This is a genomic window from Streptomyces sp. CB02056, from assembly GCF_001905545.1.
In the GTDB taxonomy this organism is placed as follows: Bacteria; Actinomycetota; Actinomycetes; order Streptomycetales; family Streptomycetaceae; genus Kitasatospora.
Window position 1 is genome coordinate 314,036 of sequence record NZ_LIPD01000002.1, and the last position, 17,111, is coordinate 331,146.

Sequence of the window (17,111 nt, forward strand, 5' to 3'; positions counted from 1 at the left end):
CGTCAAGGACGATCACCCGTACGGAGGGCTCGGCGGCACCTGTCGGTGGCGGGCGCCCGGACCGGCGCCGGGTGGGCGTGGCACGGGCGGTTCCCGTTGGGGGATGTCCCGTCCCGGGCGGCGGCAAACGTCCGGGGCGTCGACCCCGGAAACACTGACGCCCCGTCATCGGCGAATGCGGTGACGGGGCGTCAGTCGGGTATCGGAACGTCCGGATCGGACGCTCCCGGCTCGTCGGCGGCGGGTGAGGCCTCCCGGTCGGAGGCGCCGCGCCGGGTCAGACGGTCGGGCACGGACGGATGAGCAGGCGCTCGCCGGTGCGGGCGGCGGCCTGGACGACCTCGCGCACGGTGGCGGCGTCGGCGATCTGGCGGTCGGCGGCGGAGCCGTTGGTCTCGTCGAGTCGGACGATCTCGAAGCGCATGGTCTTCGTCATGGGCGTCTCCTTTCCTGGCCCCGCGGGGCGGGGCGGGGGCGGCTGAGTCGGTATCAGCTCTCTCGGGGTCTTGCGGATCCGGAGGTGAGGCCGGATCGGGCGGGTCGTCGCGCGTGTGGCGGTCTGCTGCGGCAAGGGCTCCCCCTGCTTGCCTGGTGCGTCCAGTGCCTCGTGCACCACGGTGTCGTGGCGGTGCTACCGGGCCGTTGCCCGTCCGTAAAGCCCAGGTTTCGGGTGATCGGTGCCGCGGTGGAGGCCGGCGATGATTCCCGGACAGAATCAAAGATTACCGTAACTAACGAATTTTGTCCTGTGTTGAAGCCGATCGAACTTGAAGAAGTGGTACAGACCACTTTCGGCGGACCGGGGGAACCGGCGCGGCCCCGACCGCGTCGGTCAGGCCCAGAACGCGGCCAGCGCCCCGGCCGTGGCGGCCGGCTGCTCGGCGTTGGGGGAGTGGCCGGCGTCCGCGACCACCACCCGGCGGGCGCCCAGGCGCTCGGCCATCGCGGTCTGCTCCGGGACAGGCCAGGCGTGGTCCCGCACCCCGGACAGCACCAGCACCGGCAGCCCGGCGGTGGCGGCGGCCAGCTCCGCCACCCGGTCCGGCGCGGCCACCAGGTGAGCGCCGGTGACGGACAGCGCCCGCGGCACGTTGGCCAGCCAGCGGCGGTGCAGGAACTCCGCGACGGCCGGCTCCAGGCTCGGCCGCGGCTGCCCGCTCTCCGCCTCCAGCTGCCGCATGACCTGCCAGATCTGCTCCAGGTCCATCCCCCGCAGGGCGTCCAGCAGCAGCCCGGTGCGGACCGCCTCGGCCGGGTCGATCGCGCCCGGGCCGGTGGACACCAGGGTCAGCGACCGCCAGGGCAGCGGGCCCTCCGCGGCCGCGGCGAGCACCGCCTCGCGCACCACCTGGCCGCCGAAGGAGTGCCCCAGCAGGTGCGGCGGGGCGCCCCCGGCCTCGGCCGCCAGCACCCCGGTGAGCGCCCGTACGTCCGCGCCGAGCGCCCCGACGGCGTACGCCGCCGGATCGTCCGGACCGCCGGTCTGGTACTGCCCGCGCTGGTCCACGGCCGTCACCCGGTACCCGGCGGCCGCCAGCGGCTCCAGCAGCGCGATGAAGTCCTCCTTGCTGCCGGTGAACCCCGGCACCAGCAGCGCCGAGCCGCGCACCGGCCCGGCCGGCTCCGCCCGCAGCGCCGCGAACTCCCCGCGGCCGGTCACCAGCCGCTCGGCCCGCGCGCACCCGGGCAGCGTCAGAAACGGCGGCGTGCTCATGGGCTGCTCTCCCTGCTGTCCTGTCGGCGCTCCCCGACGCCCCGAGCTTAGAGGCGGGCGGAACGCCCGAGGGGGCGGGCCGGGCCGGGTGGCCTGGCCCGCCCCCTCGGGGGAGACACGGGGGTGTCAGCTCTCCGGGGTGGCCTCCACGGGCGCCGCCGCCTTGCGGGTGCGGGTGCGCTTGCGCGGGGCCGGGACCTCGGTGGCGGCCTCGGCGGCCGGGGCCTCCGGGGCGGTCTCGGCGACGGCCTTCGGCTTGCGGGCCCGGGTCGCCTTCTTGGCCGGGGCGGGAGCCTCGGCGGCGGTCTCGGAGACCGGAGCCGCCTCGACGGCCTCGGCCTTCGGCTTCCGGGCGCGGGTGGCCTTCTTCACCGGGGCCGGAGCCTCGGTGGCCTCGGCGGCCGGGGCGGCGGCCTCGACGGCCTCCGCCTTCGGCTTGCGGGCCCGGGTGGCCTTCTTGGCCGGGGCCGGAGCCTCGACGACCGCCTCGGCGACCGGAGCCGCCTCGACGACCGGGGCGGCGGTCTCGACGGCCTCGACGGCCTCCGCCTTCGGCTTGCGGGTCCGGGTGCGGGTGGCCTTCTTCGCCGGGGCCGGAGCCTCCGCGATCGCCTCGACGGCGGCCTCGACGACCGCCACGGCCTCGGCCACGACGGCCTCGGCGACCGGAGTCGCCTCGACCGCCACGACGGCCTCGGCAGCGGCGGCACTGCCGCGCGAGCGGCGGCGGCGACGGCGCGGCGCGCCCTCGCCCTCGGCGCCCTCGACGGCCGGAGCCGCCGCGGCGGCCTCGGTCACGCCGGCGACGGCCTCGCCCTCGGTGCCGACCGCCGCGCCCCGACGGGTGCGGCGGCGCTCACGGTTGCGGCGCGGCTTCTGCTCCTCGGCCTCGGCCGCGCCGGAGCCCGGACGGTCGGAGCCCGGACGGTCGGAGCCGGAGCCGGCGCCCGGACGGTCCGAGCCGCCCTGGCCGCCGCGCCCACCGCGACCGCCGCGGGGTGCGCGGGCACCGCGTCCACCGGTCTCGCCGAGGTCCTCGACCTCCTCCGCGTTGAGCCCGGCGCGGGTGCGCTCCGAGCGCGGCAGGATGCCCTTGGTGCCCGGCGCGATCTTCAGCAGCTCGTACAGGTGCGCCGAGGTGGAGTAGGTCTCCTCCGGGTCGTTGAACGACAGGTCCAGCGCCTTGTTGATGAGCTGCCAGCGCGGGATGTCGTCCCAGTCGACCAGGGTGACGGCGGTGCCGGAGGCGCCGGCCCGGCCGGTGCGGCCGATCCGGTGCAGGTAGGTCTTCTCGTCCTCGGGGCACTGGTAGTTGATGACGTGGGTGACGCCCTCGACGTCGATGCCGCGGGCCGCGACGTCGGTGCAGACCAGCACGTCGACCTTGCCGTTGCGGAAGGCCCGCAGGGCCTGCTCGCGGGCGCCCTGGCCGAGGTCGCCGTGGACCGCGCCGGCCGCGAAGCCGCGCTGGGTCAGCTGGTCGGAGACGTCGGCGGCGGTGCGCTTGGTGCGGCAGAAGATCATCGCCAGCCCGCGGCCGTCGGCCTGCAGGATGCGCGAGACCATCTCGACCTTGTCCAGCGAGTGCGCACGGAAGATGTGCTGCTCGATGTTGGCGACGGTCGCGCCGGTGTCGTCCGGGGCGGCGGCCCGGATGTGGGTCGGCTGGCTCATGTACCGGCGGGCGAGGCTGATGACCTGGCCCGGCATGGTGGCCGAGAACAGCAGGGTCTGCCGCTTGGCCGGCAGCATGGTGATGATCTTCTCGACGTCGGGCAGGAAGCCCAGGTCGAGCATCTCGTCGGCCTCGTCCAGGACCAGCGCGCGGACCTTCGACAGGTTCAGCTTCTTCTGCCCGGCGAGGTCCAGCAGACGGCCCGGGGTGCCGACGACGATGTCGACGCCCTTGTTGAGCGCCTCGACCTGCGGCTCGTACGCCCGGCCGCCGTAGACCGCGAGCACGCGGACGTTGCGGACCTTGCCGGCGGTCTGCAGGTCGTTGGTGACCTGGGTGCAGAGCTCGCGCGTCGGGACGACGATCAGCGCCTGCGGGAAGTCGGAGAGCTGCTCCTCGGTCGCCCGGCCCGCGTCCACGTCGGCGCGCACGATGGCCCGCTCGATCAGCGGGAGGCCGAAGCCGAGGGTCTTGCCGGTGCCGGTCTTGGCCTGGCCGATGACGTCGTGGCCGGTCAGCGCGACCGGGAGGGTCATCTCCTGGATGGGGAAGGGGTGGACGATGCCGACGGACTCGAGTGCCTCGGCGGTCTCCGGGAGGATCCCCAGGTCCCGGAAGGTCGTCTTGATGGGTTCAGCGGTGGTGGACAGGGTGCTGCCTCTTCCGTTTTCGAAAGGGCCGAGAGCGAGCGGCGGGCGGGCAGCCGCGCGGCTGTCTACGGGCCTGGACGGCCCTGGTACAGCTGCGCGGACGCACAACCGCGCCGGTCCCTGCGGCCGGCCGGTGCGCGCTGCCCGGTGCGGGGCGCGTCGCCGGCGGCGTCGGGGAGGATTCCCGTGAGGGACCTGCGCGGGACCTCCGCCTCGGGGCGTGGTCTCGGCGGCCCTCGCTCGGCCACTGATGCGGTGCCAAGGCTTGAGGTCCAAGCCATGGTCGGAGCCGATCGGCTCTCCGACCGGGCATCCGCGTACGTGAGTACCCGTGCCACCGGTGCGGACACGTCCGGTTGGACGGTGCCGCTACGGAGGGTTCGCGCGGGGTACCGAGACGGCGGTGACACCATGCGAACACGACGGGCTCCGTACCACCATACAGTCAGGCGACGACTCGAACACGTGACGCGTCTGACATTGCCCCCGGCAACTGCCACCGGAGCGGCCGGTCCGGGCGGTCACCCGGGTGTGCCTGGTGGTGGGGCGGACAGGCGGGCGGGACTAAAGTTGCGGGTCATGGAGACCCATGGTGAGACGCAGGACGCGGCGGCCGGCTCGATCGGGGACTGGGCCGCGTGCTCGGCCGACCCCGGCTACCGGGCGGCGGTGCTCGACCTGCTCGGCGCGCTCGCGTACGGCGAGCTGAGCGCCTTCGAGCGGCTCGCCGAGGACGCCAAGCTGGCGCCCGACCTCGCCGACAAGGCGGCGCTGGCCCGGATGGCCTCCGCCGAGTTCCAGCACTACCAGCGGCTGCACGACCGGCTCGCCGAGGTCGGCGCCGACCCGCAGGAGGCGATGCGGCCGTTCGTCGAGCCGCTGGAGCTGTTCCACCGGATGACGGCGCCCTCGGACTGGCTGGAGGGCCTGGTCAAGGCCTACGTCGGCGACGCCATCGCGACCGACTTCTACCGCGAGGTGGCCGTCCGGCTGGACGACGACACCCGCGACCTGGTGCTGAGCGTCATGTCCGACACCGGCCACGCCCAGTTCGCCGTCGACAAGGTCCGCCAGGCGATCGAGGCCGACCCGCGGGCCGGCGGCCGGCTCGCCCTGTGGGGCCGGCGGCTGATGGGCGAGGCGCTCAGCCAGGCCCAGCGGGTGGTCGCCGAGCGCGACGCGCTGTCCAACCTGCTGGTCGGCGGCGTCCAGGTGCAGGGCTTCGACCTGGTCGAGGTCGGCAAGATGTTCAACCGGATCACCGAGGCGCACACCAAGCGGATGGCCGCCCTCGGCCTGGCCTCCTAGCGGCCCGCGACCTACCGGGGGTGCTCAGGCCGCCCGGTGCCGCCGCGCCGCGCGGTGGGTGCCGGGCCGGTGCGGGTGGTGCCGGTGGGCCGGGGCGCGCCCCGCGGCGAGGTCCGGCCGGGCCAGCAGCGAGGTGAGCACGCCCGAGGCCACCGCCGCGGCCGCGACGGACACCGCGGGCTGGCGGCCGTCCACGCTGAAGTGCGCGACCACCCCGCCGACCAGCGCCGCCGCCAGCGCGGTGCCCAGGACCAGGGCCCGGGCGGCCCGGAAGTACGCCGGCCGGGCCAGCAGGGCCGTGCCGCCCGTGACCAGGCCGACGAGGGCGAAGACGATCGACTCGACCAGCAAGGCTGCCTCCCGGGGGGACGGGCGTGCGGCACCGGCGCCGCACCCTCGCCGTACCCCGCCCCACCCGCTCGTACACGCGACGCAGCCCCACGGGCCACAGCGCCCCCGGACACGACGGTGCCCCGCTCCCTCGCGGGAACGGGGCACCGGACGATGCTGTGCTGCGGCGCCTCAGGCGGTGCCGAAGCCGACCTTGCGGGCGGCCGACTCGCCGATCTCCACGTACGCCAGGCGCTCGGCCGGGACGATGATGCGACGGCCGTGCTCGTCGGACAGCGCGAAGATCTTCTCCGAGCCCTCCAGCGCCTTCGCGACCGCGCTCTGGACCTCATCGGCAGTCTGCGAGCTCTCGATCACGATCTCGCGGGGCGCGTTCTGCACGCCGATCTTGACCTCCACGGCTTCCGTCCCTCCGGGGTTGCAGCCTCCACGCACGGGCACCGGACCGCCTGGGACAAGCGTTCGCGGCGACCGTGCCGTACGGCTTCACCATAGAGCACCGGATCCCCGGCCCGGCGAAGGTCGGCGGATCAGCCCTGGTGGGCGGTGCCCTCGCCGGACTGCTCGCCCGGGTGCATCGGGAAGCCCTTCAGACCGCGCCAGGACAGGCTGGCGACCAGCCGGACCGCCTCGTCGCGGGGGATCGCCAGGCCCTGCGACAGCCAGTACCGGGCGGTGATCTGGGCCAGGCCGCAGACCCCGGCGGCGAGCAGCTTGGACTCCGCCTCCGGCAGGTCGGTGTCCTCCTGGATCACCTTGCTGACGAGCGTCGCGCTCGCCTCGGAGGCCCGCTCGACCCGCTCGCGCACGGCCGGCTCGTTGGTCAGGTCCGACTCGAAGACCAGCCGGAAGGCGCCGGACTCGCTGGAGACGTAGTTGAAGTACGCCTCCATGGTGTTGGCCACCCGCTGCTTGTTGTCGGTGGTCGCCGACAGCGCCTCGCGGGTCGACTCGACCAGGGCGTCGCAGTGCTTGTCCAGCAGCGCCAGGTACAGCTCCAGCTTCCCGGGGAAGTGCTGGTAGAGCACCGGCTTGCTCACCCCGGCGCGGTCGGCGATGTCGTCCATGGCGGCCGCGTGGTAGCCCTGCGCGACGAACACCTCCTGGGCGGCACCGAGCAGTTGTTCACGGCGGGCGCTTCGCGGCAGGCGGGCACCGCGCGGGCGCTCCTGCGCCTCCTGGATGGCCGTCACGGCGCTCCTCACTTCGGGGTCTGTTCGCGGCTGGCAAGATGGCCGATTCTACTTTTCGGTAACCGCGTCCGCGTTCGGCGAAGGCGAGAAAAGACGATCGGCCTGGTTGTCAGGAGCCCACAATACGGCGCTGACCTCGGCCTCGGCAGTGGTGGAACGGAGGCGGCCGGCGGCCGGACCACCCCGGGGTTCCCGGGGCGGGCTCACTACCATCGTCCACCATGAGCAGCGCTGAGCAGCAGGTACGTACGGTCGAGGTCCCCGGCGCGGTGCTCGCGGTGCACCGACCCGCCGTCGACGGCGCCGCCGACGGGCGCGAGCCCGGGCTCTTCGTGCACGGCCTCGGCGGCTCGGCCGCCAACTGGGAGGCCCTGATGGACCGGCTCGGCGGACAGGTCGACGGCGAGGCCGTGGACCTGCCCGGCTTCGGCCGCTCCCACCCGCCCACCGACGGCAACCTCACCGTCTCCGGCCACGTCCGCGCGGTGATCGGCTACCTGGAGGCCTCCGGCCGCGGCCCGGTCCACCTGTTCGGCAACTCGCTGGGCGGCGCGGTCGCCGTCCGGCTGGCGGCGCTGCGCCCGGACCTGGTGCGCAGCCTCACCCTCGTCTCCCCGGCCCTGCCCGAGCTGCCCCCGCAGCACTCCGCCTGGCCGACCGCCCTGCTCGCGGTGCCCGGGGTGCCCGCGGTGCTGCGCCGGCTGTCCGCGGGCGGGCGCGACGCCGAGGCGGCCACCGAGGACCTGCTGCGGCTGGTCTACGGCGACCCGGGCAGTCTGAGCCCGGCGGCCCGGGCCCAGGCGGTGGCCGAGTACCGGCGCCGGCTGGAGGTGCCGCACGCGATGCAGGCGCTGGTCGGCTCGGCCCGCGGCATCGTCTCGGCGTACACCGAGCGCGGCGACCAGGCGCTGTGGCGGCAGGCCGAGCGGGTCGAGGCGCCGGTGCTGCTGGTGTACGGGCTGCGCGACAAGCTGGTCTCCTACCGCTCGGCCCGCCGCGCCTGCGCGGCCTTCCCGGACGCCCGGCTGCTGGTGCTGCCGGAGTCCGGGCACGTGGCGATGATGGAGCACCCCGACGAGGTCGCCCGCGCGGTGCGGGAGCTGATCGCGCACACCGCGGGCTGAGCGCGGACCACGGCCCGGGCGCACACGGCGGGCCGGGCGCGGACCAGGGGCTGAGCGCGTGCCGTGGCGGGCCGACCGCGCGCCCGGGCGGGGCCGCGCGGGCGGCCGCGCATACCGCCCGGTAACGCCCTGGTCCCGGTCGAGGTCACGTCGGTTCACTCGATCAGGTGGCAGGCAGGCATGTGACCGATGGATCGGCCCGGGCCGGTCCTACCTTTCTGCTGTCGGACCGAACAGGTGTGGGGGAGTCGCGGCCGCCGGAGGAACCGGAGGGCGGTCGCGGCCGAGGTCCCGGCGGGTCGGGCCCGACCGCCGGAGCGGGCGCCCGGGGGAACGGAACGCGGCGCGTCCGCGACCCGGCCGCCGGCGGGCCGCCCGGAGGCACCGCGGCGCCGGCCCCGGCTGACCGGACTCCCCGGCCCCGACCGTCCCCGCCGCCGTACGGGGGCACCCCGGGCCACTGCCCGGGCCGCCCGGGCACCCGTCGGTCCGTCCGTGGTCCCGCCCAGCGAATCCGCTCTGCCCCGGAGGTCTCCCGTGCGCGTTGCCCTGCTCACCGAGGGTGCCCGTCCGCATCCCCGCCGTGGTACCGGAGGCTGGTGCGACCGGCTCGCCGAGGGCCTGCCGGAGCACGGGTTCGAGCGGTACCTGCTCACCGGCCCGGAACAGCCGGGCACGGCGGAGCGGCTGTCGCCCGCCTGGCGCGGCGCGTACGAGCTGGCGCTGTGGGGGCGCCGGCCGGGTGGCCGGGCACCGCGCGCGCCGCGCAGACGCCGGTACGCCGGGGCGTACGAACAGCTGGTGCGGGCCCTGGTGCTGCCCGGGGAGAGAGCGGGCTTCGGGCTGGGGCTGTACCGGCTGGCCGCGCTCGCCCGGGAGGACGGCACGCTGCCCGCCTTCCTGGCCTCCGCGCACGCCCGCCGGCTGCTGGAGCGGACCTGGCGGCTGCCCGGCGCGGACACCTCGGCCGGGCAGCCGCTGGTCTGCGACGTGCTGGTCGCGGCGGACCTGCTGGAACAGTGCCTGCGCCCGCTGTCCGCGCCCTGGTACGGCACCGGCCCCGGCGGCCTCGGCGCGGTCGACCTGTGCCACGTGGTCGGCGGCGGCCCGGCCGCGCTGCCCGCCCTGGTGGCCCGGCACCTGCACGGGGTGCCGTTCGTGGTCACCGAGCACGGACTGCACCTGCGCGAGCAGTACCTCGGCTACCGCGAGGCGCCGTACCGGTGGCCGGTCCGCGCCCTGCTGCTGTCCTTCTTCCGGGCGCTCACCGAGGAGACGTACCGGCGGGCCGCGATACTCACCCCGGGCAGCGCCCACGACCAGCAGTGGCAGCGCCGCTGCGGGGCCGATCCGGCGCGCACCCGGGTGGTGTACGAGGGCACCCCGGCGGTGGACCGCCCGGCCGCCGGGCCGGAACCCGCGGCGCCGACCCTGGTGTGGGCGGGCGCGCTGGAGCCGGGCCGGGACCCGGAGCTGGCGCTGCACGCCTTCGCCCGGGTCCGCGCCGACCTGCCCGGCGCCCGGCTGGTGGTGTACGGCGAGGAGGCGGCGCCCGGCTACCGGGCGCACTGCGCGGCGGTGGCCGAGCGGCTGGGAGTGGCCCCGGCGGTGGAGTTCGCCGGACGGCCCCGCTCGCTGGCCGGGGCCTGGGAGTCGGGCACGGTGGCGGTCTTCTCGGGACTCTCCCAGCGCAGCCCCCGGCTGCTCGCCGACGCGCTGCTCAGCGGCCGGGCGGTGGTCTCCACCGACGTCGGGGTGGCCCGCGAGGTGGTCGGGCCGACCGGGCTGCTGGTGCCCGCCCGCGATCCGCGCGCCCTGGCCGGCGCCTGCCTGGCGCTGCTGCGCGACGAGGAGCGGCGGGGCCGGCTCGGTCTGGCCGGGCGGCTGCGGGCGCAGGAACGCTTCGCCGTGGAGCCGGTGATCGGCGCCTTCCGGGAGATCTACCTGGAGCTGGTCTCGCAGTACCCGGCCTTCCCCGGCGGCGGGGGCGGCGGCGAGGGCGTCCCGGCGCCGCGCCCCTTCGCCCGCCCCGCCGAGTACTGGCTGGCCGACGGCCCGCGCGGCGGCACCCCGCCGGACGGCGGCGCCCGGGACGCGGACACGGCTGCCGACGGCGTGCGGCCGGCCGAACTCGCGGAGGCCCGCTGATGTCCGGCGGCCCCCTGCCCGGCGGCAGCGCGGACCCGGTGCGCGAGGTGATGGCGGAGCACCGGGAGCTGTGCGAGCGCGCCGTCGACCCGCTGGAGATCGCCGCCGGGCTGGAGGAGGCCGGGCTCGGCCAGGACGCCGCCGCCCGCTGCCGGCACGCCGACCTGTTCTCGCTGGCCGAGGAGCTGTACGCCCGGGTGCCGCGCCGCCCGCCGCCGCCCGGGCCCGCGCAGCCGCGGTCGGGCGGGGCCGCGGCCCGGGCCGCGCTGACCGCCGCCGCGCTGGCCGCGCTGCCCTGCGCGGGGGCGGCCGCGCTCGGCCCGCGCTGGCCGGTGCTGCTGCCCGCCGCCGTCCCGCTGGTGCTGCTGCCCGCGCTGACCGCACCGACCCCGGCCGAGCCCGGCCCGCCCTGCGCCGGGCCCGGGGTGCTGGGGCCCGGGCCGATGCCCCGGCCGTACCCCGGCTCCCGGCTGCGGCCGGCGGCGCTGGGCCACGGGCTGGGCCTGGCCGCGCTGCTGCTGCTCCCGCCGGCCCTGCCGGGCGGGGACCGCCCGCTGGCCGTCGCGCTGGTGCTGGCGGCGGCGGTGTCGGCCGGGTCGGCCGAGCGGACGGCCCGCTGGTACCGGCAGCTCGGCCGCGGCCACCTGGGCGCGGCGGGCACCCTGGCGGAGTTCCGGGCCCGGATGCGGCCGGTGCTCCCGGTCGCGCTGGCCCTGCACCTGGCGGTGCTCGGGGTGCTGAGCTTCGCCGCGCTGGCGGTGCTGGCCGTCGTCGCCCCGCGCCCCGGGCCGGGCCACGGCGGCGGGCTGCTGCACCTGGCGGCCGAGCGGGCCGGCCCCGCCCAGTGGGCGGCGCAGGGCGTGCTGGGCCTGCTGGTGGTGCTGCCGGTGCTGCTGGCGCGGTGCGGCCGGCCGGCGGCGGCCGCGGCGGGGGCGTCGGCCGGGGCCGCCGCGGTGCTCGGCCCGCTCGCCCTGGGGCGCTCCGGCCCGGAGGCCTGGCTGCTCGGCGGCGGCACCGTCGCGGCGGCGCTGCTGGCGTACGCCGGGGCGGTGCTCGGCCGGGCCGGCTCGCACCGGTGAGCGCCGTCCGCCCGTTCGCCACCCCCCGTTCGACGTTTGTCGGGGCCCGGTTCACGGTTCCCGCTCCCGTCCCGTTCGTTGAACTTCGTTGAATCCGTTCCGCCAGGTCGTCCCGAGCTGGCTTCGTGGAAGGACGCCCCCGATGAGGGTGCTGCTGCTGGGCGCCGACGGCTTCATCGGCCGCCGGGTCACCGATCGTCTGCTGATGGACCAGGAGTTGCAGGTGACGGTGCTCGGCCGACGCGACTCGGCCGACATCCGCTTCGACCTGACCACCGGGAGCCCGGGCGCGCTGGCCCGGTTCCTGGACGCGGTCGCGCCGCAGGTGGTGATCAACTGCGCGGGCGCCACCTACGGCAGCTCGCGCACCCTGATCCGGTCGAACACGCTGGCCGTCGCGACGGTCTGCGAGGCCATCCGGCGCTGCCGGGAGCCGGCCAGGCTGGTGCACGTCGGCTCGGCCGCCGAGTACGGGCCGGTGCCCGGCGGGGTGCCGGTCTCCGAGCAGGCCGAGCCGCGGCCGGTCGGCCCGTACGGGGTGTCCAAGCTGGCCGGGACGGAGCTGGTGCTGGCCTCCGGGCTGGACGCGGCGGTGCTGCGGGTCTTCGACGTGGTGGGCCCGGGGGCGCCGACCGCCTCGCTGTTCGGGCGGCTGGCCGAGGGCCTGCGGCGGGCGCTGGAGCGGGACGAGCACCAGGTGCGGATGCCGGACCTGTCCGGGTTCCGGGACTTCGTGGACGTCCGGGACGTCGCGAGGGCCATCCAGGCGGCCGCGGTGTCGGCCGCCACCGGGGTGGTCAACATCGGCAGCGGGCACGCCGTCCGGGCCCGGGACGCGGCCCAGCTGCTGGTGCGGGCCTCGGGCTTCGAGGGGCAGATCGTCGAGGAGAACCGGCCGGTCCTGCTGCCCGCGCAGGCCGTCGGGGCGGGCGGCGACCACCTGCCGGGCCACCACCTGCCCGGGCACCGGCCGGAGGGGCACCGGCCGGAGGGCCGGCCGGTGCCGGGCGAGCCGGTGCCGTGGCGGCAGGCGGACGTGCGCACCGCCCGGGACCGTCTCGGATGGCGGACGCAGGTGCCGCTGGAGGAGTCGCTGGGCGACGTCTGGCTGGAGACGGCCTGCCGGGTGTGAGCGCCTCCCGCGCGGTGCCCCGGGCCCGTCAACCACGGGTTCGGGGCACCTTCCGGGGGCCCGGCCGCGGGTTCCACGATCCGGTGCCGCCCGTCTCGCCCATCGGACGGGCTGTCTCGGAATACCGGGGGCGCGTGACACTGTTGGCCTAGACAGCCACCCGAGTGGCGGAGCAGCAACCCGCAGCGAGGCTGGCCCTGGCCACCCGAACAAGACCCATCGGAGTCCCCGTGTCGTTGCCACCCCTGGTCGAGCCGGCCGCCGAGCTCACCGTTGACGAGGTCCGCCGGTACTCCCGCCACCTGATCATCCCGGACGTGGGCATGGCGGGGCAGAAGCGGCTGAAGAACGCCAAGGTGCTGTGCGTCGGCGCCGGCGGACTCGGCTCGCCGGCCCTGCTGTACCTGGCCGCCGCCGGTGTCGGCACGCTGGGCATCGTCGAGTTCGACGTGGTCGACGAGTCGAACCTGCAGCGCCAGGTGATCCACGGGCAGTCGGACGTCGGCCGCTCCAAGGCGGAGTCGGCCCGCGACTCGGTCAAGGAGATCAACCCGTACGTGAACGTGGTGCTGCACGAGGAGCGCCTCGACAACTCCAACGTCATGGAGATCTTCGCCGGCTACGACCTGATCGTCGACGGCACCGACAACTTCGCCACCCGCTACCTGGTGAACGACGCCGCGGTGCTGCTGGGCAAGCCGTACGTGTGGGGCTCGATCTACCGCTTCGACGGCCAGGCCAGCGTGTTCTGGGCCGAGCACGGCCCCTGCTACCGCTGCCTGTACCCGGAGGCCCCGCCGCCGGGCATGGTCCCCTCCTGCGCCGAGGGCGGCGTGCTGGGCGTGCTGTGCGCGTCCATCGGCTCGATCCAGGTCAACGAGGCGATCAAGCTGCTGGCCGGCATCGGCGAGCCGCTGCTCGGCCGGCTGATGATCTACGACGCCCTGGAGATGAACTACCGCCAGGTGAAGGTCCGCAAGGACCCGAACTGCGCCGTCTGCGGTGAGAACCCGACGGTCACCGAGCTGATCGACTACGAGGCCTTCTGCGGCGTCGTGTCGGAGGAGGCGCAGGCCGCCGCCGCCGGTTCGACCATCACCTCGCAGCAGCTCAAGCAGTGGCAGGACGACAAGGAGGACATCTACCTCATCGACGTCCGCGAGCCCGGCGAGTACGAGATCGTCAACATCCCCGGCGCGGTGCTGATCCCGAAGAACGAGTTCCTGATGGGCGACGCGCTGGAGAAGCTGCCGCAGGACCGGAAGATCGTGCTGCACTGCAAGTCGGGCGTGCGCTCGGCCGAGGTGCTGGCCGTGGTCAAGGCCGCGGGCTTCGGCAACGCCGTCCACCTGGGCGGCGGCGTGCTCGGCTGGGTGAACCAGATCGAGCCGCACAAGCCGGTCTACTAGGACGCGCACGTGGAAGGGCCCGCCGCGCCTTGGATTCCCAAGGTGACCGGCGGGCCCTTCCACGTGTCCGGGGGGCGGTTCAGAGCGCGTTCCTGCGCTGGAGCACGTTGTAGGAGATCCAGCCCGGCAGCACCGGCAGCCAGAAGGTGAGCGCGCGGTAGAGGAAGACCGCCGGGGTGGCGACCGCGGGGGAGACGTCCGCGACGGTCAGGGCGCCGATCAGGGCGACCTCGACCGGGCCGATGCCGCCGGGGGTGGGGATCGCCGAGCCGGCCGCGTTGGCGGTCAGGAAGACCACCGCGACGGCCGAGAAGCTGACGTCGCCGCCGAAGGCCTGCACCGAGAAGTCCAGGCAGGCGGTGAAGGAGAGGGTCAGCAGCAGGATGCCGCCGAAGCCGGTGACCAGCTTGCTGGGCGTCTGCATCAGGTCGAGCATCCGCGGCACCACGCCGAAGAACAGCGAGCGCAGCCGGCCCAGCACGAACCGGCGCAGCGGCGCGACGGCGGCCACCACCAGGGCGAGCACGGCGGCGGTCAGCACGCCGATGATCACCGCGCGGGAGGCGGAGAGGTCCCCGTTGGTCTGGCTGCCGGTGATCAGGCCGAAGCTGAACAGCAGCAGCAGGTGCCCGGCCAGGCCGGCCAGCTGGGAGGCGCCGACCGAGGCCACCGCCTGGCCGGAGCGGATGCCGGCCTTCTGCAGGTAGCGGGTGTTGAGCGCGATGCCGCCGATCGCGGCGGGGGCGACCAGCTTGACGAAGGAGCCGGCCAGCTGGGCGGCGACGGTGCGCCGGAACGGCAGCTTCTCGGGCACGAAGCCGGTCAGGCTCATCGCGGCGGCGACGTAGCTGAAGGCGGCGGCGAGCAGGGCGGCCGCGGCCCAGGCCCAGTTCATCTGGGAGAGCTTCAGCTGGGCCGGCTTGATGGTGGTCAGGGCCAGGTAGGCGGCGAAGGTGAGCGCGATCACCATGATCAGGCTCTTCGGCTTCAGCCGTTCCAGCTTGGCCGGGGCCATCGGGGCCTCGGGGGCGATCTGGAGGATCTGGCCGCGGATGCGGCTCAGCAGGTCCTCGCCGGCCGCCGCGATGTCCTCCTCGGCCTGCTCCTGGGTGCGCTCGCCGGCCGCGACCTGCTCCAGCGCCCTGGCCCGGGCGGCGGCCTTGCGCTCCTTGGTGAGCTTGGCGAGGTCGACCCGGGTGGAGCGGCTCATCCCGACCGGCTGGAGCAGCGGCAGCGCCTGCGCCACCCGCTCGGCGCCGAGCACCGCGTTGGCGGTGGCGACGGCGCGCTCCGGGCCGATCCGCAGGGCGAAGGTGGTGAGCAGCTGGGCGACGTCGATCCGCAGGGTCAGGTCGGTGGCGGCGATGTCGCCGCCGGAGAGGTTGACCAGGCAGCCGGTCCGCCCGTCCACCACCAGCAGGGACTCGCCGGTGAGCCGGCGGTGGGCGATCCGGCGCTCGTGCAGGGCGGTCACCGACTGCCAGATCGAGGCCATCACCGGGTCGGTGACCTCCTCGTCGGCCAGCTCGTCCAGGGTGCGGCCCTCGACGTTCTCGTACACCAGGATCGCGGCGTCCGGGCCGAGCTCGGAGGTGGCGACCAGCTGCGGCGCGCGGGCGCCCGAGGCGGCCGCCGCGTACGCGATCAGGGCCTCCTGCTCCAGCGCCTGGCGCAGCGACTGGGGGCTGCGGCGCACCGCCACCGAGCGCAGCCGCAGCCGGCGCCAGGCCCGGTAGAAGAAGCCGGAGGCCTGCTGCTCGCGGTCGATGATGTGCACGTCCAGCGGGGGGCCGCCCTGCTGGGTGACCTGGTAGCGGCGGGTGCCGCCGGGGGCGTCGGGGGCGCGCATGGCACCGGCCGGGGTGAAGCCGACCTTGCGCAGGCCGATCATCAGGTGCTGGCCGGTGGGCCGGATGTTGGGCGAGCCGATCGCGTACAGCGTGCCGTACGCGACGGACCAGCCGGTCAGCACGGTGAGCAGCAGCGACAGCGGGGTGGTGTAGCCGCCGAGCAGCTCGGTGACCCCGCTGAAGACCACCACCACCCACAGGGCGACCCGCCAGCGCGGTCTGCTCGACATGCCGACGGCGGTCATGTAGGCGATCACCGGGGCGAGGTAGCCGTGCACCGGGTCGGTGAGGGTGCCGGTGCTGTCCAGCGGCAGCTGGGTCAGCGCGTCCCGGATGTGGTCGGAGGCGCCTTCGGCCACCCACCAGTCGATGCCGAGCGAGACGCCGTACGCCAGCACCGAGGCGAGCACGCCGTCGGCGACCCGCAGGCCGTCGCGTTTGATCAGCCGCTCGACCGCGAAGGCCAGCGGCACGGCGAGCACCGCGACGCTGGAGAGCAGGCCGGTGATGGTGGAGAACACCGCGGAGAAGTGCGGCGCGTTGGAGGCGATGTCCTGCTCGATGCCGGTGGTGGTCGAGGTGGCGATGCCGGCCAGCACGAAGACGGCGACGATCCCGAGGACGCCGGCCAGGAAGCGGATCAGGTCGGACGGGCGGTGCGCGCGGGCGGCGAGCAGCGGCTCGTCGACGTCCAGGTGCGGGGCCTCGTCCGGCGGCTCGGGCTCCCCGGGCGGGGCGGCGGGGGCCGCGGGCGCCGGGGCGCCGGTGGTCTCGGCCGGGGGCGGGCCGGGCTGCTCGGGGGTCTTCGCGGGTGCGGGGGTCTTGATCGTCCGGTCCTTGATCAGGGAGACTTCCGGCGTCGGCCCGGGTTCGGGCCGGCCCTCGCCCCCGCTCCCGGGCGCCGACGGCACGGCGGCAGCGGACTCGTCGGAGTCCTTGTCCACGCCCACGTCAGCCGTCCCGGTCATCTGGTCTTGTCCTCGTATCACCACTCACCGCCCCGGAAGATGGTGGCATGCCCCGGCGCCCCGTGCGGGACAGGGGGCGGATCGGGCGCGGCGGATCGTACGGACGGGGCCGCGGGCGCGCCCCCGTAGGGAAGAATGCCGCAGGTGACGGACGCAACACACGACGGCCCTCCGGACGCCCTGCCGCCGTTCGCCGAACTGGTGCTCGACCTGACCGAGCGGATTCCACCCGGCCGGGTGATGACCTACGGCGACGTCGCCGAGTACCTCGGCCAGGGCGGCCCCCGACAGGTCGGCCGGGTGATGGCCCTGTACGGCGGCCCGGTGCCCTGGTGGCGGGTCGTCCGCGCGGACGGCCGGCTGCTGCCCGGGCACGAGCACCGCGCCCTCGACCACTACGGCGAGGAGGGCACCCCGCTGCGCGAACTCGCCGACCCGCCCCGGGTCGACCTCAAGCGGGCCCGCTGGGACGGTCGGCCGATTCCCTAGGGGGGCTTGACCGACGGCCGC

General features: G+C 75.6%; 14 protein-coding genes. 7 read left to right on the forward strand and 7 right to left on the reverse strand.

Annotated features, from left to right (window positions below; genetic code table 11):
- Positions 1-277 precede the first annotated feature (277 nt).
- The 3 genes from AMK13_RS43365 to AMK13_RS05490 form a co-directional block, all read right to left on the reverse strand.
- Positions 278-436 (reverse strand): hypothetical protein, encoded by a 159-nt coding sequence (locus tag AMK13_RS43365; protein WP_158077673.1) that lies wholly within the window; start codon positions 434-436, stop codon positions 278-280.
- Positions 437-832: 396 nt separating this feature from the next.
- On the reverse strand, positions 833-1,714 hold the full coding sequence (locus AMK13_RS05485) for an alpha/beta fold hydrolase (RefSeq protein ID WP_049654106.1): 882 nt from the start codon (positions 1,712-1,714) through the stop codon (positions 833-835).
- Between the two features lie 126 nt (positions 1,715-1,840).
- Positions 1,841-3,925, reverse strand: coding sequence for a DEAD/DEAH box helicase (locus AMK13_RS05490; protein WP_241852762.1), 2,085 nt, complete (start codon positions 3,923-3,925; stop codon positions 1,841-1,843).
- 693 nt (positions 3,926-4,618) lie between these two features.
- On the opposite strand from AMK13_RS05490, the gene AMK13_RS05500 reads away from it, so the two are divergent.
- The gene (locus tag AMK13_RS05500; protein ID WP_049660234.1) at positions 4,619-5,347 is read left to right on the forward strand and encodes a ferritin-like fold-containing protein; all 729 of its coding nucleotides are present in this window, start codon (positions 4,619-4,621) and stop codon (positions 5,345-5,347) included.
- Positions 5,348-5,371: 24 nt separating this feature from the next.
- Here AMK13_RS05500 and AMK13_RS05505 read toward each other — a convergent pair whose 3' ends face one another.
- From AMK13_RS05505 to AMK13_RS05515, 3 genes are all read right to left on the reverse strand, one after another.
- Positions 5,372-5,698, reverse strand: a complete 327-nt coding sequence (locus AMK13_RS05505) for a hypothetical protein (protein WP_074001381.1) — start codon at positions 5,696-5,698, stop codon at positions 5,372-5,374.
- A gap of 171 nt (positions 5,699-5,869) precedes the next feature.
- The gene (locus AMK13_RS05510; protein ID WP_049660675.1) at positions 5,870-6,097 is read right to left on the reverse strand and encodes a DUF3107 domain-containing protein; all 228 of its coding nucleotides are present in this window, start codon (positions 6,095-6,097) and stop codon (positions 5,870-5,872) included.
- 131 nt (positions 6,098-6,228) lie between these two features.
- Positions 6,229-6,891, reverse strand: a complete 663-nt coding sequence (locus tag AMK13_RS05515; RefSeq protein ID WP_049660673.1) for a TetR/AcrR family transcriptional regulator — start codon at positions 6,889-6,891, stop codon at positions 6,229-6,231.
- Between the two features lie 221 nt (positions 6,892-7,112).
- Between AMK13_RS05515 and AMK13_RS05520 the strand changes: the two genes are divergently transcribed.
- From AMK13_RS05520 to moeZ, 5 genes are all read left to right on the forward strand, one after another.
- Complete coding sequence (locus AMK13_RS05520) at positions 7,113-8,015, forward strand: alpha/beta fold hydrolase (protein WP_074001382.1); 903 nt, start codon at positions 7,113-7,115, stop codon at positions 8,013-8,015.
- Between the two features lie 537 nt (positions 8,016-8,552).
- Complete coding sequence (locus AMK13_RS05525) at positions 8,553-10,163, forward strand: DUF3492 domain-containing protein (RefSeq protein WP_074001383.1); 1,611 nt, start codon at positions 8,553-8,555, stop codon at positions 10,161-10,163.
- On the forward strand, positions 10,163-11,242 hold the full coding sequence (locus AMK13_RS05530; protein WP_074001384.1) for a hypothetical protein: 1,080 nt from the start codon (positions 10,163-10,165) through the stop codon (positions 11,240-11,242). Before AMK13_RS05525 ends, AMK13_RS05530 begins: the two co-directional genes overlap by 1 nt.
- Before the next feature lie 142 nt (positions 11,243-11,384).
- A complete protein-coding gene (locus AMK13_RS05535) occupies positions 11,385-12,374 on the forward strand; it encodes an NAD-dependent epimerase/dehydratase family protein (RefSeq protein WP_074001385.1) in 990 nt (329 codons plus the stop codon).
- A gap of 230 nt (positions 12,375-12,604) precedes the next feature.
- A complete protein-coding gene (gene moeZ / locus AMK13_RS05540) occupies positions 12,605-13,783 on the forward strand; it encodes an adenylyltransferase/sulfurtransferase MoeZ (protein WP_074001386.1) in 1,179 nt (392 codons plus the stop codon).
- A gap of 79 nt (positions 13,784-13,862) precedes the next feature.
- Here the strand turns inward: moeZ and AMK13_RS05545 are convergent, their stop codons facing one another.
- Entirely contained in the window at positions 13,863-16,601 is a 2,739-nt protein-coding gene (locus AMK13_RS05545; protein ID WP_234348593.1) for a lysylphosphatidylglycerol synthase transmembrane domain-containing protein, read from the reverse strand.
- 135 nt (positions 16,602-16,736) lie between these two features.
- Between AMK13_RS05545 and AMK13_RS05550 the strand changes: the two genes are divergently transcribed.
- Positions 16,737-17,090, forward strand: a complete 354-nt coding sequence (locus AMK13_RS05550) for an MGMT family protein (protein ID WP_049657293.1) — start codon at positions 16,737-16,739, stop codon at positions 17,088-17,090.
- Positions 17,091-17,111: the final 21 nt, after the last annotated feature.

What these genes read in the sequence shown, in the direction of transcription:
- AMK13_RS05490 (WP_241852762.1), bottom strand. Translation starts at nt 3,925, where the DNA reads ATGACCCTCCCGGTCGCGCTGACCGGCCACGACGTCATCGGCCAGGCC.
- AMK13_RS05520 (WP_074001382.1), top strand. Translation starts at nt 7,113, where the DNA reads ATGAGCAGCGCTGAGCAGCAGGTACGTACGGTCGAGGTCCCCGGCGCG.
- AMK13_RS05535 (WP_074001385.1), top strand. Translation starts at nt 11,385, where the DNA reads ATGAGGGTGCTGCTGCTGGGCGCCGACGGCTTCATCGGCCGCCGGGTC.
- AMK13_RS05530 (WP_074001384.1), top strand. Translation starts at nt 10,163, where the DNA reads ATGTCCGGCGGCCCCCTGCCCGGCGGCAGCGCGGACCCGGTGCGCGAG.
- AMK13_RS05500 (WP_049660234.1), top strand. Translation starts at nt 4,619, where the DNA reads ATGGAGACCCATGGTGAGACGCAGGACGCGGCGGCCGGCTCGATCGGG.
- AMK13_RS05545 (WP_234348593.1), bottom strand. Translation starts at nt 16,601, where the DNA reads ATGACCGGGACGGCTGACGTGGGCGTGGACAAGGACTCCGACGAGTCC.
- AMK13_RS05550 (WP_049657293.1), top strand. Translation starts at nt 16,737, where the DNA reads ATGCCGCAGGTGACGGACGCAACACACGACGGCCCTCCGGACGCCCTG.
- AMK13_RS43365 (WP_158077673.1), bottom strand. Translation starts at nt 436, where the DNA reads ATGACGAAGACCATGCGCTTCGAGATCGTCCGACTCGACGAGACCAAC.
- AMK13_RS05485 (WP_049654106.1), bottom strand. Translation starts at nt 1,714, where the DNA reads ATGAGCACGCCGCCGTTTCTGACGCTGCCCGGGTGCGCGCGGGCCGAG.